Here is a 23,266-nt window from a genome sequence, read left to right on the forward strand (position 1 = left end):
GACCGTCGAAATGCCGGAGCAGGCTCGGCATCGCGGCACGAGCCGGCCGACAGGAGGAGCTGTCGGCCGGTCGGCCGGCGAGGATCCGGATCCGCCCCCCTCCCTCGCGGTAGCTCGTGACCTGGAATCCGGAAAGGCGGGCCGCGAACTTCGAGCCGTCGAAGACGTTGTCGTCGCGGTAGCGGACGAGCAGTCCGTACATCTCGTCGAGCGGCTTGACGAAGCGGCGCCCGAGGCCGAGGGCGAGCACCGGCAGCACCGTGTCGCCGATCCTGCGACCGGTGACCTTGCCGGCGGGCTCGACGACCGAGTCCAGCTTCTGGCCGTCGCCTGCGGAAAATCCGCCACCGCTGAACCAGGGGCTGTGGAGTGTTGTGCGGGTCAGCGCTCGTCGGTTGTGTGGCGTGCCGACGAGGGGGCGGAGGCGCCGGTGAGGTTGGCTCCGGTGCCGGCGTCGCGCTGGGAGCGGGCGGTGCCGTGCCAGTCCAGGCAGATGACGGTCGCGTCGTCGTCCAGGTGGCCCTGGCCCGCGTCGACGGCTGCGGCGACCAGGGTGCGGGCGGCCTCTCGGGGGTGCAGCGAGGAGGTGCGGGTGATCAGGTCGGTGAGGTCCAGGGCTCGGGCCTTGCGTTCCAGCACGCCGTCGCTGAACATCACCAGCCGGTCACCGTCGCGCAGGTCGAGCTTCTGCACCCGGTAGGTGTGCGGGACCTGAACGCCGAAGGGCATGTCGACCTGGGGCGTGATCTGCTGTACGTGGCCGTCACGCAGCCGCAGGGGCCAGGGGTGGCCGGCGTTGATGAACTCCGTGGAACCGTCGTACAGGCTGATCCGCAGGAGCTGGCCGGTCACGTACGCCTGTGGCGTGTGTTCGCGCATGGCCAAGTCGGCCTGGCGCGCCTGCTCCTCCAGGTCGGCGCCCGCCCTCCGCGCCCGGCGCAAGGCGCCCACCACCAGCGTGGCCAGCAGGGCTGCTTGCACGTCGTGGCCCATGGCGTCGGTAATGGACAACTGCACGGTGTCACGGTCCAGGACGTAGTCGAAGGTGTCCCCTCCTACGTGGGCGGCGGGCTCCAGCGCCCCGGCGACCGCGAACTGTGCGGCCTCACAGGTCAGCGACGCCGGGAGCAACCGGTGCTGGATCTCGGCGGCCAGGCTCAGCGGCAGCGTGCGCCGGCCCCACTGGTAGAGGTCGGTGAAGGGACGGTTGGCGATGACGATGTAGGCAAGACCGTGCGCCAGTTCGCCGATCTCTCGCATCACCTCGGGGCCCGGTGCCGCGGGCAGGAACAGCTCCAGCAGTCCGATGGCGTCACCGCGGTTGGTCACCGGAGCTACGACTCGCACCAGTTCCCCCGCCCTCCCGCTCTCCACGGCTGGGCGCTGGGTGCGGATCACATCGTCGTAGACGGTGTCTGCCAGCGAGATGCGCCGGGCCGGCTCGCCGGTCTCGACACTGCCCGCGACACCCAGTCTCACGACCGAACTGCCCGTGAAATCGGTGATCAGGAACGACACCGCCAAGGCCCCGAGCCGGGCCTGGAGGATCCGCGCGACCACGTCGAGGGACTCCACTGGAGGCGCGCTCTCCGCCGCCTCCAGAATCTCCGCCAGCGTCGTCGCCCCGCCGCCGCCGTCGGCGGACAGGCGGGGGTGGGCAGCACGTCCACCGCCCAGGCTGTTCTGGTGTGTGGGCATTGCGGCTCCTCACTGCTCGGCGGCACCCTGGGGCAGGGGCCGCTGCGTAACGGTTCCGTGCCCTGGCGCATATCGACACGTCGTGGTGCCACACCTACCCCGCCGCCACCTCGATCACCGAACCGACCGGCCGATCCCACGCCGCCCAACGCGTCAGCGGCCCCCGCGCCTTGGCTACGGCCCCTCGTCCGTTTGTCCGTCGACCCGGGTTTCCCGGCCCTGTCCTGGGCGCCGACGGATTGCCGGACGCCGCCCGGGAAAGGAGAAGATCGGCGCCGCACACCCCGTGCGCGCCGGACGCCGCACCGCGCCGCCCGATCCACCGAGGAGCCTCCATATGCGCCGCAAATCCGCCCGCTGGGCAGCTGCCAACTCCGTCGTCCTGGCAGCTGCCGCCCTGCTGACCGCATGTGGAGGGAGCGGTTCCGGGGACTCGGACAACGCGGGCGGTTCCCCCTCGAAGGCAGCTGCGTCCACGGCGCCGCCCAGCCGGCCGGCATCCAAGGCCCCCGACGGCTCATCGTCCGGCAAAGCGGCGGGCGGCTCGGACTCCAGTCCGGCGTCGTCGGCGTGCCGCACCTCGAATCTGCGCATCGCGGCGAAGAACCAGGGCGAAGCCCGCCAGGGCGTGGGCTCGATCCTGATCACGTTCACGAATCGGGGCGGAGACTGCCGTATGGCTGGGTTCCCCGGCGTCGACCTCACGACCAACTACGGCAAGCAGTCAGTGGACCGCAACAAGCAGGAAGTCGGCATTCCGTTCACGCTCCGAGCGGGCAGGACGGCTACGGCCGATGTGGTGTATCCGTTCAACAACACCGGCGGCTCCGGCGTCCACGTCACCGCGCTCGTGGTCATCCCTCCCAACGAGACGCACTCCGTCACTGCTCCTGTCGACCTCAGCCTCCCGGTGAGCGACAAGCCCACCGGACGCCTTGAGGTCACGCCCGTCTTCAAACCGGTGCCTTAGAGAAACGTCTTCACAGAGGGCGTTTGGGCCAGGTTTGCGTGATTATCCACGGGTTTAGGCTTCACTTTTTCTGGGGCCGCTGAGGTCGATGTGAGTGGTGGTGCAGGAGTCGTGATTCCGGCGCCGTGTTGGCCTGGCTGCTCCTGCTTCATCCCAAGAAACCGAGCTGTGCGCCGTGTGCTTCGGGCGCCGGGGTCTGCGCCCGGACCGCCGCGTCGCGGGCGGGTAGCTCGGAACCATGCCTGAACGTCGCCGCTATCCCAGTGACTTGTCCGATGCCCGTGGGAGTTGGTCGAGCCAATCCAGACCACCTGGCGGTCCGAACGCCGCAGCCGTGGGCTGGATATCGGCCGGCCTCCCGACCACGACCTGCGGAGCCTGCTGGACGCGGTCCTCTACGTGAACCGCACCGGGATCCCATGGCGCTACCTGCCGCACGACCACCCGCACTGGAGCACCGTCCACGCCTGGCAGGAAGAAGGTGTCCTCGACCAGCTCAACAGCCTCCTGCGCCGACAAGTCCGCAGGCAGGAAGGCCGGGAGGGGGAACCGACCGCGTGTGTCATCGACTCCCAGAGCATCAAGACCTCCACCAATGTTCCCGCCTGCGAGCAGGGCATCGACGCAGGCAAGAAGATTGTGGGCCGCAAGCGGAGCATTGTCATCGACACCGTCGGACTTCTCCTCCAAGTCCTCGTCACCGCGGCCAGCGTGCAGGACTCCACCGCGGGACAGATCCTCATCGAACGGGTCGCCACCGAGCATCCCACCGTCCGCAAGACCTGGGTCGACGGCGGCTACCGCCAGCACCTCGTCGAACACGCCGCCACCCTCGGCATCGACATGTACATCGTCCGCCGCGACCCCGCCACCAGGGGATTTGCCGTCCTGCCCCCGCCGTTGGACCGTCGGGAGAACCCTGGGCCGGTTCATGAACCATCGACGCCTCGCCCGCGACTACGAAGCCCACCCACACCGCTCCGAAGCCATAATCCACCTCGCAATGACCAACCTCATGACCCGCAGGCTCACCGCCGAATCCACCCCGAGCTGGCGCGGCACCTGAACCGCTCTCCACCGGGCAATCGGGGATGAAACAACAGGAGAAAACGCCCTCTGACGCAGCGCGCCGACGGCATCAACGAGTCGTGCATCACGATGCAGGACATCGAGGCCTTCGACGCCGACATGATGTGCCGCTTCCCGGACCGCCTCGCCGGACACTTCACGCATAAGGTCCACCTTGTCCTGGACGGCCACTCTGCCCACCGCTCCCGCAAGGTCCGCGCCCGGCTCGCCGATCAACCCGACCGGATCGAGCTGCACTTCCTGCCGTCGTACTCACCGGAGCTGAACCCGGACGAGCTGGTCGATGCCAACCTCAAGCGCGGCCTGCCCATGCACCACCAGGCCCGAGACCAGGCCCGACTCTCCGCCGAAACCCGCAGATTCTTCCACCGCCGTCAACGCCAACCACACCTAATCCGCGGCTACTGCGGCGGCTCCCACGTCCGCTAAATCTCGAATAGAACCCTTTGCGTTTCGAATCGATATGCGGAGCCCTGCCTGGATGACAGTGCCAGTAGGCGTCGAGATACCCGTTGACACGAGGCCATCATGAGCGGACCGCCGTCGTCAGGAAATTGTTCAGTGCAGCAAGATAGTCGACCTTGACCGCATCCTGCGAGGGAAGCGACGCGAGACCCCAACCCGCCAGTTCCGACGCGGCTTCGGCCACGGACTCCGCGAGATCGCTGCGGCTGACCCTGGCAATCGCCCCGTTCTTCCACGCCACGGAGATTTCCTTCTTACCCTGCTGGAACACCAACTCGAAGGACGTGTCGACTCCCGTGAAGGTCAGCGTTTTTCCTGCGCCGACTAGGAAAGCCGCGAGGTCATCGAGCAGCTGCGTCACGGATAGGTAGATCATCATGCCCTGATCCGGGACATGACCGATGCTGGAGACTTCCCCAAGATCGCCCTTGCAGACCAGGTCGCCCAGGTCAAACCCGCTGGGGGCGCCTTGTCCCGGCCGTACGGAGAACCTGAAATCGATCACGGGGTAAAGCTCCTTCCAACCGGGAAGAATGTGATCTCGGGGACCTTGCCGCCACCGCTGCCCTCGCCCACGCAAACCCTCCCCGTTGCATGCACATGCGACAGCGACCCTAGAGGCTCGATCTCAATGGAGGGTCAAGTCGATGCCATGCGTTGGCAATCTGCGCAGCCGCAAGGCGTTGTATCGGTGCGATCGCATCTGCTGGAACTGCATGCAAAGCCAAGAGCGTCGATGATCACTGGGCCACCGCACCCCTGTCGAGTACGAAGTACTCTCCGCACGAGACACCATCCACGCTGCCAGTCAGCCACCGCAGCTGGAACCCACACCGTGGGGCAGGTCAAGATGTCACCCGATCGCGCATCAGACCCGTGGCGCGGCGGCGGGCCATCGGTAGTTGATGGCTCGGCTGCGAAGGAATGGCTTGGTGTGTACTGATGCGATGAAGGGGGCGGGAGACCCCTCATCGGATCAGTAAGTCACCACAGGGAGGCTGCGCAATCCCCGCTTGTGAAATGTCGGCCACCACTCCAACTCATCGGCGTCCAGCGCCAGTTCAAGCGCAGGGAGCCGTTCCAGAAGGGACCTTACGGCGATTTCCGCTTCCATCCGGGCGAGCGGGGCGCCAAGGCAGTAGTGCACTCCGTAGCCGAACGCCAGGTGAGTTGGTGCACGGGCCGGGTCGAACACGTCGGGAGACGCGAACTCTCGCCCGTCCCGGTTCGCCGAAGCGATGGAGACCCACACTCGACTGCCGGCGGGGATGAGAGTGTTCCCGATGCTGACGTCTTCGAGGGCAAAGCGGCGCACTGCCAGTGCGAAAGGAGGGTTCCAGCGCAGCGTCTCCTCGACCACCGACCGTATCGGGATGGCGCCACCTCGCACTGCCGTCAGAAGTCGGGGGTGCAGCAGCAGACTCAGTGCTGTGTTGCCGATGAGATGCACGGCGTTGTCGTAGCCGGCGAACAGAGTAAGGAACGCCAGGGAGACGAGTTCGGACTCGGTGAGTGCGTCCTGGTCGTCGCGTGCTTGGACGAGGGCAGACAGGAGGTCATCGGTTGGACTGTTCCGTTTGTCCTCGATGGCACCTCTGAGGAATTGGTGCATCTGCCTCATCGCAGCGCGTGACTCCGCTGCCGCGCCCGGTGTTGGTGAGAAAAGAGTGTCGGTCCAAGCCCGAAAGTCGCGCTTCGCTGTCTCGGGGATGCCTAGCAGTTCGCAGATGACGCCCATCGGCAGGGGGACGGCCAGGGCGTGGACGAGGTCCACACGAGGGCCGGTCATGGCGGTGAGGAGTTCGTCGGTCAGCTTCTGGATGCGTATGCGCAGGCCCTCGACGCGACGGGGAGTGAATGCCTTGGCGACGAGTCGGCGCAGGCGAGTGTGGTCGGGTGGATCCATGTTGAGCAGGTGAGCGTCGAGCTCAGGGGGCATGGAGGATCTGTACTCGCCGCTGGTTTCGGCGTTTGCCTTGTTCAGGGAGAGCCGGGGGTCTGCCAGAGCTGCGCGGGCCTCGGCGTAGCGGGTGATCAGCCACACGGGTTCGCCGTCGGGAGTGGTGGTGCGGTGGACCGGGGCGGCTTCGCGGAGCCGGGCGTAGGCACCATGTGGGTCGGCGATGAGTGCTTCACCGAGTAGTGACGAGACGCTGCCGATCCGTTCGGTGCTGCTCATGCGTCTGTCTTCGCCGACTGGAGCCGCTTGAGAACGGCGGGGATGACGGTGGAGGTGCTGAAGGCGTCGGCGACCCGGGTCAGACGAGCACCTTCCTTGCTGAGGTCGCCGTTGGCGGCGTCGTTGAAGTCTGTGCCGTGTCCCCCTGACGCCTCGTGGCCGCTAGATCGAGCCTGAAGGGCTGCTGCGATGTGCGCGGCTTCTACGACGGCGTCCGTCTCGTCACCGGTGATCCTTTGGTAGGCCGCTACTTCTCGCGTCATGCGGCTGATTTCCGGGTCGTGGTGGGGACGAAGCCTCATTTCGCCATCGAGTATCTCGATCACCTGGCGACCGAGGAAGAACCGGAGGTCGCGAACCAGTTCCCTGCGGGAGGCCGGCGGGGCCACGAGGACGACTTCGGGGAAGGCACGGGTGATCGCCTGCCAAAGTGGGTAGCGGCGGTGGAAGGTGCGGTAGTCGGACATCCATGCCATGGCCCTGCCGAGGCCAACACCCCAGGCGGGCATGGTGAATCCTATGGCGAAGAGTGCCGCCGAGACGCTGGCGAACATGGGGGCGACAACGGAGTTGACGAAGTCGAGTGGTGAGATGCCGAGCCTGTCCCAGATGAGGGAGATGACCTTGGGCAGGCAGTAGCCCAAGCCGGCGACTGCTCCCATGGTGACGATGCGCAGGCCGCGGCGCAGCCAAGGCTGGTCGACGATCTTGGAGTAGCGCCAGCAGAGCCGGATCAGGCCGATCATGCTGACCGTGTACAGGGTCTGGTGGACGAGGAGGAACTCCCAGATGTATGCGGTCTTGGCGTAGTGAACGTCGAAGTCAAGGGCATGCGACGTATCGGTGGAGTCCCCCAGGAAGAACAGCACCCAGTTCGTGGTGACCGTGGCGATGGCGTATCCGAGGATCAGTCGGTGACGGAGCCGGACCTTCGACTGCGCAGACGACCAGCTGACGAGGAGGGCCAGGAACGAGGTGAGGCAGATCTCCACGGTCGTGTAGACGATCAGCGAACTGATGTTGGGCGTGCCCATCAGAGCATCGACACGTACGTACACCGGGGGAGTGGCGAAGCCGAACGGTGCGGCGAACATTGCGATCGCCAGACACAGCCGCTGCAGTTCCTTGTTGCGCCAGTCGCGGGCGAGGTCTCTCAGCTTGAAAGCGAACGCGCTCCAAGTGATCAAGGAGAGCGTTCCGTAGACGACGTTGAATAACACTCGGCTATGTCCTTGGTGTGGAACTGCGCCCCAGGGAACGTTCGAGGTGGCTGACGAGGTTGACCACGTCTTCCGAAAGGCTTGGCGTCGGCCGGGGAGCGGCGTTGGTGGCTTGCAGGGGGATCAGCGAGGCAACAAGCTCGGCAGCCTTCTCCTCGCTCCGGTCGTAGCAGGTGCGCCCGAGGACGGTGCGCACGAGCGCGGGGTCGATGTTCGGCAGAAGGAGTCGGGAGACCTCTTCCTCCTCTGCCGGGGTGGACTCGTGCTCGCAGAGCATGTGGCCGATCTCGTGGAGGACGATGTGGCCTTGGTGCGCTTTTCTGGCCTCTGCCTGGTAGATGACGTAGTCCACGTCGGGTGTGGCGACCCACATGCCGCACAGGCCTCGGTCGGCGGGTAGCGCCATCGGTACGAGCGAGATGGGTCGTCTGCGGCGTTCCTCCATCTGGTCGACAAGGGCGTTGATGTTGAACGGCTCAGGGATGTCGAGGTGCCGGACCAGATCGGCGCAGTAGCGACGCAGTTCCCTGTCGTTCATCCCCGCTCCCCCCGGGTCGGCCCACTGCCACTGGACAAAGACCACTTTCGTGCTCCCTCTCCACCCCGGCGCCTGTCTCGCTCGGCAGCGGCGGAAGCCCGCATGGACCGCCGGGCCCAACCCAGTTGGCTGTAGTGGAGCGTCTTCGTCTACTGCCTTACCAGCAGCTCACATCCGTTGCCTCTTGTTTGCCCGCTGCAGGTGCTGGATCACCGGGACAAGGGCAGCAAGTGCCTCCTCGTCCAGGTCGGCGACTGCCCGTAGAGCGACCTGGCGGGGGCCGATGCCCTGGGACTTCAATGTCTCCACCAGGTTGAGATCCGCGGAGACCTGAGAAGCTACTTCGTCGTTGACGAAGTAGCCAACGGGTACGCCGAAGAAGTGGGCGAGGGCATCGAGTTGCTCAGGACTCGGCGAAGTCCAGGTGCCGTGTCGTAGCTGCTCGACTTGTGCTGCTGCGATCTTCACCCCGTGCGCGGTGATTGACTCGGCAACCTCGTGTGAGGTGTATGTCTCACGCCCCCTGGGGTGCATGACAGCGAAAAGACGGTTCAGTCTCGCTGGGAGCTCCGGAATGGCGGACGGCGCCTGTGCAGGTCTCGGTGAGTTCTCGGCGTCCGCCTCCCGGGGTGAGGGCATCGCCACTTCGCGCTCTGCCGGCGAAGTGGCGATGCCCTCACCCTCCGGCCTCTGTGACGTCTGCCGCAGTGCGGCCAGCACGGGCAGCAGTACGCGGTTGAGGGCCTCAGCAGCTGGCGCGGTGAAGAACGCCTCTCCCCCCTCGACGCCGAAGAATCCCACCAGGCCGTGCAGCAGTTCGACACTGGGCACTTTGTCTCCCGAGCACACCTGGCGTGCCCAGAAAGAGGAAACACCCAGCTGTCGGGAAATGCTGCCAGCCAGGTCCGACATAGGCTTTCCGGTGTGCGCCAGGTATGCATCAGCGAGAATCTTGATACGTGCGCTGACCCGGGCGGCGACAGTGTCGGCCGGAATTTGGCCGCCTCCGAGGAGGACGGCGACGGTGTCTTCGGGTAGCGCCGCCTTGGCTGCCAGCTCTCCGATGTTGAGCACGTGTGATCGATTCATGCCCCGTTCTTTGAGCAGTGCCTCAAGACACGTAAGCGTCATCGGCAAGGGTGAGGCAGAGCCCACTGACACACTCCCAGGCTATGGGTGGATTAGGTTGGTCTGCGCATGGCACCTTACAGTGCCCCGGTCGCAGGCTCAACGATCATTTATCGCCGAAAATGAGATCGCTGTGCATCGATCCGCTCGTGCTGACAGGGTGTCATGAGGCGGCGCGTGGCTACTCGATGTCCGTCATGGCAGGCGCTGTTGGTGCGGCTCCGCGGATGTGGCACGCCGTCACCCCGTGTTGCGGGCGCCGTTGGTGCGGCCAGTGACCTGCCCTTGCGAAGTGCCGGACGGCCTCGGATGGGGCGTGGATGCGGTCGCCATGTCAGGCAGCACCTGCAGTGCCGCGCTGTGGTGGTCTCAACGCTCGGGCGTGCAAGATCGGCGGGCGTCGCGCACCATGCTTTCAACGATCCTTTAGCCGAAAACGATCGTTGACATTGCTTACTGCATCTAGCACGCTCCTGGCGAGTCGAGCCGTGCCCCATGGGCAACTTCCCGCGACGGACAACCGTGAACCGCTTGCTTTTCAATCATGGGATTGGAGATGCGTATATGCGTGCGCCAACTGTGCGGACGTCGCTTCAACTGACTGACGACGACTTCTCCACAGCGGATGTGGCCGAATTTAATCGCTTGATGGCGGAGATCGTCGTGATGTGCAAGGCGATCGGGGAGCTGTACACGCTCGGGGATGAATGGGCCCCGACCGCCTCCGGTCTCCCTGAGCAGTTCGAGGAGTCCATCCAGGTCACCGCGAATATTTCCCGGCAGCTCAACAGGACGCGCAGGGGTATCCGGAGAATCACCGACCGGGCCCGTACACACGGGGACGACGGTCATGGCAGCTGCTGCGGCCATTCGTGGTGGTCCTAGGAGGGAAGATCCTCGCCACGGTCGGCCCGGCTCCCGTCACCTGGGTGTTGCCGGCTCGTGGATGACCCGTGCACCGTATGGCGGCGGCTGCCCCAGTCGCTGTCCCGCCTCGGAGGTCGCAGGGCAGGCGATCCATCCGGCATGAGCCAGGTAGCGGACTGCAAGCCCCAGGCCTGGACCTGCCTGGCGGTACTCCATCCCTGGCCGGCACCTGCCCCGCGCCGCTGCCGGAACCAGAACTGTCAAGCCGATGCCCGAACGTCACGCCGGCTGATCTCCGGCGGACGCGTGGTTCGGCAACCCTTCGACGACTCTTCGAGTCTGCGCCGGACCGGTGCACTGAAGGAAAAGCACAAGGGGGAGACGCTCTGATGACATCCGTACCATATCCGCCCGCATCCAGTGCCGTTCCAACTGGCAAGGAAAGGGGAGCCAGTGCCGCACCAGGTGCCGGGTCGGCGCTCTACACCCGGATAGAGCGCAAGCTCAAGCAGGAGATCGTGTCCGGTGTGTATGCACAGGGTGCGTATCTGCCTTCGTCGGGTGAACTGGGAAAGTTATATGGCGCGAACAAGAACACTGTCCTCCGGGCGCTTCGGATGCTGCGTGCCGAAGGACTGATCGACTTCGGTCGCGGTCGTGGCGCGGTCGTGGTGCACTCGGCGCCCAGAGTGAGCCTTGCGGAGATATCGGAGCAGCTCCGCCACGTCGTGAACCTTGCCGATGTCTCCGGGATTTCGCGGGCGGCCGTCGTGGCTGCGATACAGCGGATTCCGCCATCGCAAGGCCCGCGCACTTCGGGGGTCTTGCCCGCCGCGGCGTCCCGACGTGGGGGAGCGGGCCGCACCGCGTTCACGGTGCACGGGCGTGGTGACGCCTGACGAGCGGCGCCCCGGGACAGTGGCAAGGAAGCTAATACACAGGGTCACGATAATGTCAGGGAAGCCATCTCTCCTGGCCGAGAATCCTTCGTCCGCGAAGACTTGGAATACGGGCAAAAGACCAGGCAGCACCGTAGTCCGAGGCGCAGTCGACGTACTCTTCGTGGCGACCACGCAGAGTACATGAATCGTTTCTGGATTGATCGCCGCATTCACCTGCGCCTAGATTCACTGGCGACCGGAAGACCTCACGGGGTACCGCGCCCACTCCATACGGAAGTGAGGTGAACACCATGGGGCGGAAGATCAACGAGGCGCCGGCGACTTCCGACTGGACGCCGCTTTCCTGCGGCGCGGTCCGCATGAGCCCAAGGTACTTCTGCCGCTGGGTTGGTAGCGAGTCTCTGGAGGGTGATATCGAGCCGCGGCGAAAGCCGGTTTGTGGTACTGCCTGATGGTGAGGCCGGCCTCGCCGTGGTCTCGCATCTCGAAGAACAACAAAACAGCAAGGGACAGCAGCGGGTGTGCGAGTGGCGCATGGTTCGGATGTGCAATCCAAGTCGCATGCCGCTTGTTGGGTGCGTGGTGGCGTCTACTGGGCAGCAGAAAGGTTAATTCGCAGAAGATTCAGAGGAAGTTGCAGAGTTGGTCGCTTGTCGTACACGGGGGACGGAAGTGTGACACGCCTTATATTGTCGTCTGCGGGTCTCGCGAAGACACGAATCTTGGATGAACCGGCAGAACTTGTAGAGACGCTTCTCGCGCTGGAATTTCTGAGTGCAGGCAGAGGCGGCCCGGAATTCGCGCCGTGGCGGGCGCAGGTCATCGCCGCACCCAGTACCCGGGCCCTGTTCAAGCTGGCGCCTGCGCTACGCCCGCGCTTGGGTGTCTATGACATCGTCCGGCGCGCGAACGGTCTCGAAGGTGCTGTCGAGGGGCAGTTGTCCGATGCCGATTCGCGTATCGCCAAGGAAGTCAGGGAGTTCCACCGACACGCGATCGCCCCGTACTGGCAACGTATCGCAGGCAGGCTCGCTGTCGACCGGGCAGCCCGTGGCCAGATCATGCTCAGCGGTGGTATGGAGAAGGTGCTCAGCACCCTGCACTCCGCAGTTCGCTGGGAATCGCCCGTCCTTGACGTTCCCGGTATGGACGTCGAAGTGAAGCTCGGCGACGATGGGCTGCTGCTGGCGCCCTCGCTCTTTCTCCACTCGCGACCTCCCATCCTCCTGAAGGAACTGCCCGGATTCGGTATGCCTGTGCTCATCTATCCGATTCCGGTAAAGCAGAAGCGGATGGCAGGAATGTGGAGCGACGGCCCGGCCCGGGAGAAGGCGCTCGGCGCGCTGCTGGGCCGTACGCGGGCAGCGGTACTGCGAGCCCTCGCTGACAGTTGCAGCACCACAGAGCTGGGGGCCCGAGTGGGCATTTCCATGGCGGCGGCCAGTCAACATGCGGGCATCCTGCGGAGCGCCGGGTTGGTGACCACTGTCAGGTCGTTCAACACCGTGACGCACACTCTCACCCCGCTGGGCAATGCCCTCCTCTACGAGGAACTCATCGCCTGAGTGATCTGCGGACAGACGTACGTGACGCAGTGAGTCCCGTCCCGTCGCCGTGCACGCTTACAGGAGTCTTGCCGGCGGTCGCGCGCAGTCAAGGGGTAGCGGCTGGGGGAGTTGCTGCTACCCCTTGACTGCGGCATGCCGCCGGAGGCGGTGTTCGGGTTCGGCTGGGGAGTCGGCCGGCCCCGCCTTCCATGTGGAGCTACGCCAAGCTGAGTGTCACGTTGATGCAGACGCCCACAGCCAGGATGGCCAGCAACACCCAAGGCCACAGCGGACGTTCTTTTCGGGGCTGCCATCCAGACATCGCATGTCCTGTTCGCCGTAAGGAGTGAAGAGCCGGAGGGATCAACGGGTGGTTGCCCGCTGCACAGCGAGGCTAACCCGTGGCGAGCGACCCTGGCAGTCAAGTTTCCTGCAGTCTGCGGGTGCAGTTCTCTGCACCCTGTGGCCTTCTTGCCCGCGTGCACTGGGCTGTGCCGCTTCCAGCGACGGGGGGTTACGTCGGCGCCAGGCCCGGCCGACAGTCAACCGGCTGTCTCGTCCAACTCCTCGAACACGATTCGACCAGCGCTATTTGGCCACTGCGAAAAGACGTAGCGAGCCCCGGCGTGGTGATCTTAAATCAAAGAGTGCTCAGGGTGACGGGGAGTTCTCCTGAGTATTACCGGACTAGTTGGTGTGCCGGATTCCGCAGTGCGGATCCGGCATTTCCTCAGATCACTGTTGTCGCCGAGGCGAAAACTGAAGAGCCGTGCTGGCGATGACGGGGGAAGGTCTATCAGGTGGTCACCAAAACTGCAGAACCCCGTCGGATATCCGTATTCGACACCACCCTCCGCGACGGCGAGCAGGCGCCCGGAAACGCCATGACGGCGGATCAGAAGCTTGAGGTCGCACTTGCGATCCAGAGCCTGGGCGTCGACGTCATCGAGACGGGATTCCCGGCGTCCTCGCCGACGGATTTCAAGGCGACCCAGATGATGTCCGAGCAGTTGAGAGACGTCCGCATCGCCTCGTTCTGCCGGTCGGTACCCAAGGACGTGGAGGCAGCGGTGGAGGCGGGCGGCACCGAGCGGCATCAGATCCAGCTCCTGGTCACCGGCAGCGACCTGCACTTGGAGCACAAGCGCGGCATCACCCGCGAGCAGGCGTACTCCGAGGTCCGCGCCGCCATCAAGACCGCCAGGGAACTCGGTGTCACCGACATCTCCATCGGGGTCGAGGACGCCAGCCGGGCCGAACACGACCTGCTGCGCGGCTACTGCGAAATCGTCACCGAGACCGGTGCCACGACGGTCGCCCTCGGCGAGACCTCCGGCTGCCTGGTCCCCGCCGAATTCGCCGACCTCACCTATGCCGTACGCCAGTGGCTTCCCGCCGGCACCGTGCTGTCCGTGCACTGCCACGACGACTTCGGCCTCGCCGTGGCCAACACCCTCGCGGGCCTTGCCGCCGGTGCCGACGAGATGCAGGTGACGCTCGGCGGGATCGGCGAGCGCGCCGGCAACGCCGCCCTGGAGGAGCTCGCCGCCGTCCTGCTGTACAAGGCGGAGCACTACGGCTTCACCACCACGATCAGGACCGAGCGGCTGCAGGCGGCCTACCAGGTGCTGACCCGGGCCATCTCGATGGAGACGCCGCGCAACAAGGCCATCTTCGGCCAGTACTCCTTCGCCACCCAGGCCGGCATCCACCAGGCCGGGATGCTGGCGCGCCCGGAGACCTACGAATACCTGGAGCCCTCCCGGGTGGGTCGTGAGCGTTCCCTGCTCGTCGGCCGCCACTCCGGCCGCGGCATCCTGGCACACCTGCTCAAGCAGCTCGACGTGCCCGCCACCCCCGAGCTGCTGGACGAGCTGTACCACGACTACATCGCCAGCCGCACCGGCGGCGAGTGCGACGAGCTGCACGTCGTCCGCGCAAGCCTGGCCGAGCGGTTCGCCCAGTCGACCGGGGCTGCCACGCGATGACCGCCACCCCTGCCACGCTCGCCGAGAAGCTGTGGGACAGCCACGTCGTGCACCGGGCCGACGGCGAGCCCGACCTGCTCTACATCGACCTGCACCTGACCCACGAGGCCACCTCCCCGCAGGCGTTCGACGGCCTTCGGCTGGCGGAGCGCACCGTGCGGCGCCCGGAGCTGACCGTCGCGCTGGAGGACCACAACGTCCCCACGGACTCGACGGTCATCGAGGACCCGGTCAGCCGCATCCAGATCGACACCCTGCGGCGCAACTGCGAGACCTACGGTGTGGAGCTGTACCAGCTCGGCCACCGCCGACAGGGCATCGTGCACGTGGTCGGCCCGCAGCTCGGGCTCGTGCAGCCCGGCATGGCGATCGTCTGCGGCGACAGCCACACCTCCACGCACGGCGCCTTCGGCGCGCTCGCCTTCGGTATCGGCACGAGCGACGTCGAGCACGTACTGGCCACCCAGTGTCTGGCCATCGGCCGGCCCAGGACCATGTCGGTGGAGTTCACCGGTGACCTGCCCCCGGGCGTGGGCGCCAAGGACCTGAGCCTCGCCCTGATCGCGCAGATCGGTGCCAACGGTGCGCAGGGGCACATCATCGAGTACCGCGGTGCCGCGGTCCGGGCACTGTCCATGGAAGCCCGCATGACGCTGTGCAATATGAGCATCGAGGCGGGCGCCCGCGCCGGTCTGATCGCCCCCGACGAGACCACCTTCGCCTACCTCCGAGGGCGCCCGCACGCGCCGCGCGGCGCCGACTGGGACGCGGCCGTGGCCCACTGGCGGACGGTGCGCACCGACGAGGGCGCCGACTTCGACCGGACCGTCGAACTGGACGTGTCGGGTCTGAGCCCGCTGGTTACCTGGGGCACCAACCCCAGTCAGGCGGTGCCGCTGAGCGAGCGGGTGCCGGCGCCCGAGACCTTCACCGACCAGCTTGAGCGGGAGGCGGCCGAGCGGGCCCTCTTCTACATGGCCCTCAAGCCGGGCACCCCGCTGCGTGACGTCCCCATCGACGTGGTCTTCCTCGGGTCGTGCACGAACGGCCGTATCGAGGACCTGCGGGCCGCCGCCGAAGTGCTGCGCGGCCGTAAGGTGGCCGGCTCCACCCGGCTGCTCGTGGTCCCCGGCTCCATGCAGGTGCGTGAACAGGCCGAACAGGAAGGCCTGGACACGGTGTTTCTGGACGCGGGCGCCGAATGGCGGCTGCCCGGCTGCTCGATGTGCCTGGGCATGAACACCGACCGTCTCACCGGGCCGCAGCGCTCGGCTTCCACCTCCAACCGCAACTACGAGGGCCGGCAGGGCGCCACCGCCCGCACCCACCTGGTGTCGCCGGTGGTCGCCGCCGCGACCGCGGTGGCCGGCCACCTGTCGGCCCCCGCCGACCTGGGATGAGAGAGGCTCATGGAACCCCTGATCACGCACACCGGGCGGGCGGTGGCCCTTCGCCGCGACGACGTCGACACCGACCAGATCGTCCCGAGCGAGTACTGCAAGCGCGTCGTCAAGAGCGGCTACGAGGACGCCCTCTTCGCCCGCTGGCGAGAGGAACCCGACTTCGTCCTCAACCGCCCGGCGCACGCCGGCGCGACCGTCCTGCTCGCCGGCCGCAACTTCGGCATCGGCAGCTCCCGGGAGCACGCGGTGTGGGCCCTGAAGGACGGCGGCTTCGTCGCGGTCGTGGCGTCCGGCTTCGGTGACATCTTCCGCCGCAACGCCATGAACAACGGCCTCGTCCCGGTGGACCAGCCCCTGGAGGTGGTCCAGGAGCTGATGGCCGAGGCCGAGCGGGACCCCTCCTTCACGGTCACCGTCGATCTCCGGGAACTCCGGCTGCGCGCCGGCGGACGCAGTTGGGACTTCGAGGTCGAGCAGCGGGCCCGCGAGTTGCTGCTGCAGGGCCTGGACACCATCGAGCTGACTCTGCGGCGCGGCACACTGATCGACGCGTACGAACGGCGCCGCCCGTCATGGCTTCCGACAGTCCCCCGGGGATCGGGGGCCGAGTTCGCCGCGGGGGGAGCGCGGTGACCCAGGCTCCGCCCCCATTCGCGACGCCGACGAGCCACCCGCTCGGAGCGGAGCGCGTGCGCCAATTGCCCGACGGCGGCCTGGTCGCCCTGCTCATGGCGGCCGGCGGCGATGTGGTGAACCTCGCCGCCGGCACCCCCGAGTGGCCCATCACCCCGCCCGAGTTCGTCCAGCACGCGGTGCAGGCCCTCCAGGAGGGCATCCACCAGTACGAGGATCCGGCCGGGAACATGCGGCTGCGTGAGTGGATCGCGCGCTCCCTGCCGGGCCGCCCCGACCCCGTCACGGAGCTGACGGTCACCGCAGGTGCCAGCGAGGCGCTCGGGGTGGCCCTGCTGACCTGCGTCGACCCCGGCGACGAGGTCGTCCTCCTGGAGCCCTTCTACGAGAACTTCCTCAGCGCCGTCGCGCTGGCCGGCGGTGTACCGCGCTTCGTGCCGACCGCCGGCCCGGACTGGGCCGTGGACCCGGACGCGCTGGCCGCCGCCTTCGGTCCGCGCACCAAGGCGATCGTCGTCAACAGCCCGGCCAACCCGACGGGACGGCTGCTGAACGACGACGAGCTGGGCCTGATCGCCGAGTTGTGCGCGAGGTGGGACGTGGTCGCCGTCTCCGACGAGGTCTACGCCGCGTACGTATACGACGGCCGACGGCACCGTTCGGTCGCCGAGATTCCCGGCCTGGCCGACCGGAGCATCGTGCTGGGCAGCTTCTCCAAGAGCCACGCCGTCAGCGGGTGGCGCCTCGGGTATCTCCGCGCCCCCGCGCCCTGGACGCGACTACTGCGCCCCGTGCACATCGCCACCACCGGCGGGGCCGCCGCGCCCCTGCAGCACGCCGTCGCACGCGGGGCGCAGGCCCTGCCGGACAGCTGGGACCCGGCCAGGTCGATGGGCGCACTGCGCGACCGCGCCGTCCGGATGCTCACCGCTGCGGGTTTCGACTGTGCAGCACCCCAGGGCGGGGTCTATGTAATGGCCGGGACCCACGGCCTCACCCAGGAGCCGAGCCCCCGGTTCGTGCGCGCCCTGGCCGAGCGGACCGGAGTGCTGCTGGCCCCGGCCACCCCGTTCTTCGCCGACCTGCGGCGCGGCGCCGGGTATGTGCGCGTGGCCTTCAACCGCACCGAGTCCACCCTCCTCGAAGCCCACCGGCGCCTGACCAGCAGACCTTAGGACGATCCTGTGCAGAAGATCATCGTGGTACCGGGCGACGGCATCGGACCCGAAGTGACCGAGGAGGCCGTCACCACGCTCCAGGCACTCGGCGCCGATCTGGAGTTCACCTTTCTCGACCAGATCAACGCTGACCGCTATCTCCGTGATGGTGTGGCCCTCACCGACAGCGAGCTGGAGCTGATGCGCACCGGTGGCACCGTGCTGTTCGGCGCCGTCGGCGACCCGCGCGTGACCACCCCCGACTACGCCCGCGGTGTGCTGCTCAGGCTGCGTACGGAACTGGACCTGTTCGTCAACTACCGTCCGGCGGTACTGCTGGACGAGCGGCTCAGCCCGCTGCGTGACGAGTCCCGCCGCGGCATCGACTGCGTGGTGGTGCGCGAGAACACCGAGGGCCTCTACAGCGGGGTCGGCGGCAGCCTGCGCGCCGGCACGCCCGACGAGATCGCCGTCGACCAGGAGATGAGCACGTACCTCGGGGTGTCGCGGGTCGTCGAGTACGGATACGGCATCGCCCGCCGTTCGGTGTGCATGGTCGACAAGTCCAACGCGGTGCGGTTCGGGGGCCAGTTGTGGCAGCGGGTGTGGCGTGCGGCCAGGGAACGCCACACCGAAGTGGCCTCGTCCCATCTGTACGTGGACGCCGCAGCCATGAAGCTGATCACCGACGCTCCGTCCTTCGACGTGATCGTCACCAACAACTCCTACGGCGACATCCTCAGCGACCTGACTGCCGAACTCGCCGGCGGGCTGGGCACCGCCGCCTCGGCGAACATCAACCCGCAGACCGGAGCGGGCCTGTACGAACCGGTACACGGCAGCGCTCCCGACATCGTCGGCAAAGGGCTGGCCAACCCTGCGGGCGCCGTGCTGAGCGCTGCACTGCTCCTGCGCGACCGGGGACTGAAGAGCGAGGCAGAGGCCCTGGAGCAGGCGGTGCGCCACACCCTCGCCCAACGCCGCTGCACCCCGGACCTCGGCGGCACCCTGAGCACCCGCCAGGCCGGCGAAGCCATCCGGGCAGCCCTGAGCTGACGCCCACCACCGCGCAGACGTCTCGCCCCAACGGACCGAAGGCATCCGGCGCGATCCGGAGAACAAGAGGAGCACGTTCCTATGACCGCAGCGATCACCTTGGACACCGCGTCCCGGCTCGGCGGGCTGGTATGCGGGGTGACCAGCCCGGGCCGTCCCGCGCTGACCGAACTGGGCGGCCAGCACGGGCCGTTCGTCCGCGAACGGGTCGTCGAGCACGGGGCCGCGCTGCTGAGCGGGTACCAGTGGGCCGACTGGGACGATCTGGACGCATTCGTCAAGCACATCGTGGGCGCACCGCTGGACTACACCGAGCGCTCCTCGCCGCGGACCGAGCTGCACCCCGGAGTGTTCACGGCGACGGACCACCCGCCGACCGAGGAGATCTTCCTTCACACCGAACAGTCCTACAACCTCACGGTGCCGCGCTACCTGTTCTTCTTCTGCGAGCGGGATGCCCCCGAGGGCGGGGCGAGCCTTCTCGCCGACTGCCGGGCCATCCACGACGCGCTGCCGCGCGAGATCGTCCAGCGGTTCGACGAGGAAGGCTACCTCCTGGTACGCAACTTCCTGCCGGGTCTGGGCCTGACCTGGCAGCAGGCCTTTGGCACCGAGGACCCGGACCAGGTGCGCCGCTACTGCGCCGACAACGGCATCGAGGTCGAGTGGCTGGCCGAGGACCACGTCCAGACCCGGCAGATGCGCTGGGCGGTGGCCACCCACCCGGAGACCGGCGTGAAGACCTGGTTCAACCACATGACGTTCTTCCACTCCAGCTCGTTGAAGAAGGACCTGGCCGAGCTGCTGCTGGAGGAATACGGGCCCTGGGGCATCCCCACCAACACGTTCCACGCCGACGGTTCGGAGATCTCCCAGGACATCGTCGAGGCACTGCACGCGGGCTACCGCGGGCACCAGCTCGACGTGCACTGCCGCACCGGCGACGTGCTCATCGTGGACAACCTGAGCGTGGCGCACGGCCGGGCTCCGTTCGTGCCGCCCCGCAAGCTGTTCGTGAGCATGGCCGACGCGCTGTCCTGGGCGCGGCTGCGCCCGGTGGAGCGGACCGCGCTGCCCGGTGGCGGCCCGGCGGGACACACGGGGTGAGGGAGCGGACCGAGTCGGCCACGGCGCCGGACGGCAGGCGGACGGAGGCGGCTGCACCGCGCCCGCTGAGCCGCAACCGTGAGTACAACCTGCTGTGGAGCAGCAACGTTCTCTCCCAACTGGGCTCTCAGGCGACCCTGTTCGCCTATCCGCTGCTGGTGCTGGCCATGACGGGGTCGGTGTTCCAGGCGTCGCTGGTGGAGTTCGCCGTGGCCGCCTCCCGCATGGTGGCGGGGCTGCCTGCCGGCACGGTGGCGGACCGGGTGCCACGCAAGCACGTGCTGCTGGCGTCCGAGGCGGTGCGGGCCCTGGCACTGGGGGCGCTGGCCGCCGCCATCGCCGCCGGGTGGGCGCCGCTCGCCCTGATCCTGGGCGTGGCCGTGGTCGAGGGGGTGAGTACCGCACTGTTCAGCGCTGCCGACCAGGCGTTGTTGCCGCAGGTCGTGCCCCAGTCCCAGTGGTCGTCCGCGGTGGCGCGCAACACCGCGCGCTACTACGTCGCCACGATCACGGGGCCGGGTGTCGGCGGGGTGCTCTACAACGCGATGCACGTGCTTCCGTTCGCCGGCCAGGCAGGGGCCTCCCTGGCCGCCTTCTGCACCCTGCTCTTCCTGCGGGCCCCCCAGGAGAGGAAGCGGATCGCATCCGCCGAGTCCGGGGGCTTGCTGCACCACACGATGACGGGTCTGCGCTGGCTGTGCCGTCACCGCCTGCTGCGGGTCACCGTGGGCCTCACCATGGGCTTCAACGCGGTCTTCAGCGGGCTGCTGCTGGTGGTCATCGGGATGGCACAGCAGGCGGGGGCCGAGGCCCAAGTCGGGGCGATCGGGATGCTGATGGGCGCCGGGGGCGTGCTGGGCGCCCTCGCTGCGCCCTCGCTGCGGCCGCGGCTGACGCCGCACGCCGCGGTGATGCTGCTGACGTGGGGGGCGAGCGCACTGGTGCCGCTGCTGGCGGTGCTGCCCGCCGGGTACGGCTACGGGGCGGTGCTCGGCTGTGTCGCCTTCCTCGCGCCGACCGCGACCGCGATCATCGCCACGCACCAGATGCAGATCACGCCGGACTCGATGCGCGGCAGGCTGGCCGGTGCGATCGGGGTGAGCCTGGGAGCGGCCTCCGCCCTGGGCTCGCTCGGCGGAGGTGCGCTGCTGGAGTTCTCCGGGACGGTGGTCACGGTGCTCGGCGCCACGGCGGCACTGGTGCTGCTGGCCCTCCTGTCCACGGTCAGCAGCCCCATCCGTGATCTTGCCGTGCGCGGCACGCCGGAACCGGAAACGGAATGAGCGGCCGGGCCCGTGCGCACGGGCCCGGCCGTCGCCCGTCCTTGCGGCCCGAGCGGCTTGGCTCAGTCGTCCCGGGAGTCGATGGAGTTGAGGTAGGCGAGCACGGCGCGTACGCGCCGGTGGCCACCATCCGTGGCCGGCAGTCCGAGCTTGCTGAAGATGTTCCCGATGTGCTTGTTCACCGAGGTCTCCGCGATGAACAGCAGCTTGGCGATGGTGGTGTTGCCGTGGCCCTCCGCCATGAGGGAGAGCACCTCGCGCTCGCGTGAACTGAGTCCGTCCAGCGGGTCGTTGCGCACCCTGCGCACCATCAGCTGGGAGATCACCTCGGGGTCCATGGCGACCCCACCGCCCGCGACCCGCTCCAGCGCCTGCAGAAACTCCTCCACTCGCCCCACGCGGTCCTTGAGGAGATACCCCACACCGGAGGCGCCGTGGGCCAGCAACTGCACGGCGTACGCGTGCTCGACGTATTGGGACAGCACCAGGACCGGCAGATCCGGCAGCTTCGCCCGGGCGGTGACCGCCGCGCGCAGTCCCTCGTCCCGGTAGGTCGGGGGCAGCCGTACGTCCAGGACGGCGATGTCCGGCCGGTGCTGCAGGAGCGTGGGCAGCAGGCTGTCGCCGTCCTCCACCGCCGCGCAGATCTCATGACCCACACCCGTCAGCAACAGGGACAAGCCCTCCCGCAGCAAGGCGTTGTCCTCGGCGATCACGATCCGCACGGCAGCTCCACTCGAAGTACTGTCGGTCCCCCGGGCGGGCTGTGCAGCTCGGTGACGCCGTCGAAGGCCGCGACACGGCGCTTGATGCCACGGATCCCGCTGCCGGCGCCGGTCGTGGCTCCGCCCCGCCCGTTGTCCCAAACGGAGATATGAATCCTGCTCTCGGTGGTGCGCAGCCGCACCTGACTGCTCTCGGCGCCGCTGTGCTTGGCCACGTTCGTCAGCGCCTCGGAGATGACGAAGTACGCTGCGGCCTCCACCGCGGCGGGCGCCCGTGCCCCCCTGGTCTCGTACCCGAGGTCCAGCTCGGTAGGGATCTGGCAGGCCGCCACCAGCGCGCGGGCTGCCTCGGCCAGGCCGTGGTCGACGAGCACCGGCGGATAGATGGAGCGGACCGCGACGCGCAGCGACTGCACGGCCTGGTCGGTCAGGTCGCGTGCCTGGTCGATCATCTCGGGCAGCCGTTCCGGGCTGTCCTTGAGCGCCTGCTGCATCAGTGCCAGCCGCAGCGAGACCGACACCAGCCCGGCCTGTGCCCCGTCGTGCAAGTCCCGTTCGATACGGCGCAGTTCCGCCGCATGTGCTTCCAGCGCCTCGGCGCGGGAGATGGTCAGCTCCTCGACGCGCTTGGCGAGAGACGCCCTGCGCTTGCGCGGTTTGAGCAGTGCACGGGTCATCAGGGCGTGCAGCTGGGCGCACCAGGGCAGCAGATAACCGGCGACCAGGCCGTAGGCAAGGCCGGCCAAGGAGGCCCCCAGCGCGGCCCCCCACGAGTCGATGTTCCAGATCATCAGCTGCGCGGGGTGCGGAACCACCTGCCACCAAAGGGGGATGGTCAGCCAGCTGAGGGACCCCAGGCACAGCCCGATGGCCAGGGTGCCACTGAGCGTGCCCAGCAGGGCGTGCGACAGCAGCCACAGCAAGTCGGTGTAGGTGGCCTTGTCGGTGAGCATCACCTGGGCACGGACCAGTACCTTGCCCTCGGCCTCACGGTAGGACGACGGGATGTCGCAGCCCAGCCAGTGCCCCGCGCGTCGACGGTGGGCGTCGGCCCCCCGTCGCAGCCAGGCCAGTGAGAACGGCAGCAGGCGCAGCCCGGGGCCTACCAGGCTCAGGGCGAACACCGCGATCAGGGCGTATAAGCTCACGAAGGCCACTACCGCGGTGCCGTCGATGGTGACGAGGTACCTCAGGGCCATGACCAAGCGCTGGATGAAGTCCTGTCGTGTGGTCGCTCGGGTCAACCCGCGGTGAATCGGCCGCTGGGGAACGCTGTCCATCTCCGCACGGCCTCCCACACTTCCCGTGTTC

The 23,266-nt window shown here is 67.6% G+C and carries 19 protein-coding genes and 2 pseudogenes; 13 read left to right on the forward strand and 8 right to left on the reverse strand.

Translation table 11 applies throughout. From position 1 onward, the window contains the following. Positions 1-381: 381 nt before the first annotated feature. Entirely contained in the window at positions 382-1,575 is a 1,194-nt protein-coding gene (locus ACFYNP_RS04590; RefSeq protein WP_388783296.1) for a PP2C family protein-serine/threonine phosphatase, read from the reverse strand. Positions 1,576-2,035: 460 nt separating this feature from the next. Between ACFYNP_RS04590 and ACFYNP_RS04595 the strand changes: the two genes are divergently transcribed. From ACFYNP_RS04595 to ACFYNP_RS04605, 3 genes and pseudogenes are all read left to right on the forward strand, one after another. Next, complete coding sequence (locus ACFYNP_RS04595) at positions 2,036-2,668, forward strand: DUF4232 domain-containing protein (protein WP_388782578.1); 633 nt, start codon at positions 2,036-2,038, stop codon at positions 2,666-2,668. Between the two features lie 238 nt (positions 2,669-2,906). After that, a pseudogene (locus ACFYNP_RS04600) lies at positions 2,907-3,734 on the forward strand (IS5 family transposase). Between the two features lie 104 nt (positions 3,735-3,838). Next, a pseudogene (locus ACFYNP_RS04605) lies at positions 3,839-4,186 on the forward strand (transposase); the annotation flags it as partial. A 97-nt stretch (positions 4,187-4,283) separates the two neighbouring features. Here the strand turns inward: ACFYNP_RS04605 and ACFYNP_RS04610 are convergent. The 5 genes from ACFYNP_RS04610 to ACFYNP_RS04630 form a co-directional block, all read right to left on the reverse strand. Next, on the reverse strand, positions 4,284-4,727 hold the full coding sequence (locus tag ACFYNP_RS04610) for a hypothetical protein (RefSeq protein WP_388782581.1): 444 nt from the start codon (positions 4,725-4,727) through the stop codon (positions 4,284-4,286). A gap of 471 nt (positions 4,728-5,198) precedes the next feature. Beyond that, a complete protein-coding gene (locus ACFYNP_RS04615) occupies positions 5,199-6,401 on the reverse strand; it encodes a cytochrome P450 (protein ID WP_388782584.1) in 1,203 nt (400 codons plus the stop codon). After that, positions 6,398-7,621: an MAB_1171c family putative transporter gene (locus tag ACFYNP_RS04620; RefSeq protein WP_388782587.1), complete on the reverse strand. Its 1,224-nt coding sequence runs from the start codon at positions 7,619-7,621 to the stop codon at positions 6,398-6,400. The genes ACFYNP_RS04615 and ACFYNP_RS04620 overlap by 4 nt, the downstream gene beginning before the upstream one ends. Before the next feature lie 4 nt (positions 7,622-7,625). After that, positions 7,626-8,159: a hypothetical protein gene (locus tag ACFYNP_RS04625; RefSeq protein WP_388403764.1), complete on the reverse strand. Its 534-nt coding sequence runs from the start codon at positions 8,157-8,159 to the stop codon at positions 7,626-7,628. Positions 8,160-8,327: 168 nt separating this feature from the next. Next, positions 8,328-9,248, reverse strand: coding sequence for a hypothetical protein (locus tag ACFYNP_RS04630; RefSeq protein ID WP_388782589.1), 921 nt, complete (start codon positions 9,246-9,248; stop codon positions 8,328-8,330). A 687-nt stretch (positions 9,249-9,935) separates the two neighbouring features. On the opposite strand from ACFYNP_RS04630, the gene ACFYNP_RS04635 reads away from it, so the two are divergent. The 10 genes from ACFYNP_RS04635 (at position 9,936) to ACFYNP_RS04680 (ending at position 21,230) form a co-directional block, all read left to right on the forward strand. Continuing rightward, a complete protein-coding gene (locus ACFYNP_RS04635; protein ID WP_388782591.1) occupies positions 9,936-10,172 on the forward strand; it encodes a hypothetical protein in 237 nt (78 codons plus the stop codon). Between the two features lie 371 nt (positions 10,173-10,543). Then, a complete protein-coding gene (locus ACFYNP_RS04640; RefSeq protein WP_388782594.1) occupies positions 10,544-11,053 on the forward strand; it encodes a GntR family transcriptional regulator in 510 nt (169 codons plus the stop codon). Positions 11,054-11,778: 725 nt separating this feature from the next. After that, on the forward strand, positions 11,779-12,621 hold the full coding sequence (locus ACFYNP_RS04645; RefSeq protein ID WP_388782596.1) for an ArsR/SmtB family transcription factor: 843 nt from the start codon (positions 11,779-11,781) through the stop codon (positions 12,619-12,621). A gap of 782 nt (positions 12,622-13,403) precedes the next feature. Next, positions 13,404-14,591 (forward strand): LeuA family protein, encoded by a 1,188-nt coding sequence (locus ACFYNP_RS04650; protein WP_388403777.1) that lies wholly within the window; start codon positions 13,404-13,406, stop codon positions 14,589-14,591. After that, complete coding sequence (gene leuC / locus ACFYNP_RS04655; protein WP_388782599.1) at positions 14,588-15,991, forward strand: 3-isopropylmalate dehydratase large subunit; 1,404 nt, start codon at positions 14,588-14,590, stop codon at positions 15,989-15,991. The genes ACFYNP_RS04650 and leuC overlap by 4 nt, the downstream gene beginning before the upstream one ends. 9 nt (positions 15,992-16,000) lie before the next feature. After that, positions 16,001-16,627: a 3-isopropylmalate dehydratase small subunit gene (gene leuD, locus ACFYNP_RS04660; protein WP_388782601.1), complete on the forward strand. Its 627-nt coding sequence runs from the start codon at positions 16,001-16,003 to the stop codon at positions 16,625-16,627. 56 nt (positions 16,628-16,683) lie between these two features. Beyond that, positions 16,684-17,802: a pyridoxal phosphate-dependent aminotransferase gene (locus ACFYNP_RS04665; RefSeq protein WP_388782604.1), complete on the forward strand. Its 1,119-nt coding sequence runs from the start codon at positions 16,684-16,686 to the stop codon at positions 17,800-17,802. A gap of 9 nt (positions 17,803-17,811) precedes the next feature. Further along, positions 17,812-18,840 carry an isocitrate/isopropylmalate dehydrogenase family protein gene (locus tag ACFYNP_RS04670; RefSeq protein ID WP_388782607.1) on the forward strand — a complete coding sequence of 343 codons (1,029 nt, stop codon included), beginning with the start codon at positions 17,812-17,814 and terminating at the stop codon, positions 18,838-18,840. An 81-nt stretch (positions 18,841-18,921) separates the two neighbouring features. Continuing rightward, positions 18,922-19,947 (forward strand): TauD/TfdA family dioxygenase, encoded by a 1,026-nt coding sequence (locus ACFYNP_RS04675; protein ID WP_388782610.1) that lies wholly within the window; start codon positions 18,922-18,924, stop codon positions 19,945-19,947. Continuing rightward, positions 19,944-21,230, forward strand: a complete 1,287-nt coding sequence (locus ACFYNP_RS04680; RefSeq protein ID WP_388782612.1) for an MFS transporter — start codon at positions 19,944-19,946, stop codon at positions 21,228-21,230. Before ACFYNP_RS04675 ends, ACFYNP_RS04680 begins: the two co-directional genes overlap by 4 nt. A gap of 62 nt (positions 21,231-21,292) precedes the next feature. Here ACFYNP_RS04680 and ACFYNP_RS04685 read toward each other — a convergent pair whose 3' ends face one another. Both ACFYNP_RS04685 and ACFYNP_RS04690 read right to left on the reverse strand, forming a co-directional pair. Continuing rightward, entirely contained in the window at positions 21,293-21,955 is a 663-nt protein-coding gene (locus tag ACFYNP_RS04685) for a LuxR C-terminal-related transcriptional regulator (protein WP_388403798.1), read from the reverse strand. After that, positions 21,943-23,154, reverse strand: a complete 1,212-nt coding sequence (locus ACFYNP_RS04690) for a sensor histidine kinase (RefSeq protein ID WP_388782615.1) — start codon at positions 23,152-23,154, stop codon at positions 21,943-21,945. The genes ACFYNP_RS04685 and ACFYNP_RS04690 overlap by 13 nt, the downstream gene beginning before the upstream one ends. Positions 23,155-23,266 lie beyond the last annotated feature (112 nt).

It is taken from the genome of Streptomyces sp. NPDC006691 (assembly GCF_042869955.1).
Classification (GTDB): Bacteria; Actinomycetota; Actinomycetes; order Streptomycetales; family Streptomycetaceae; genus Streptomyces.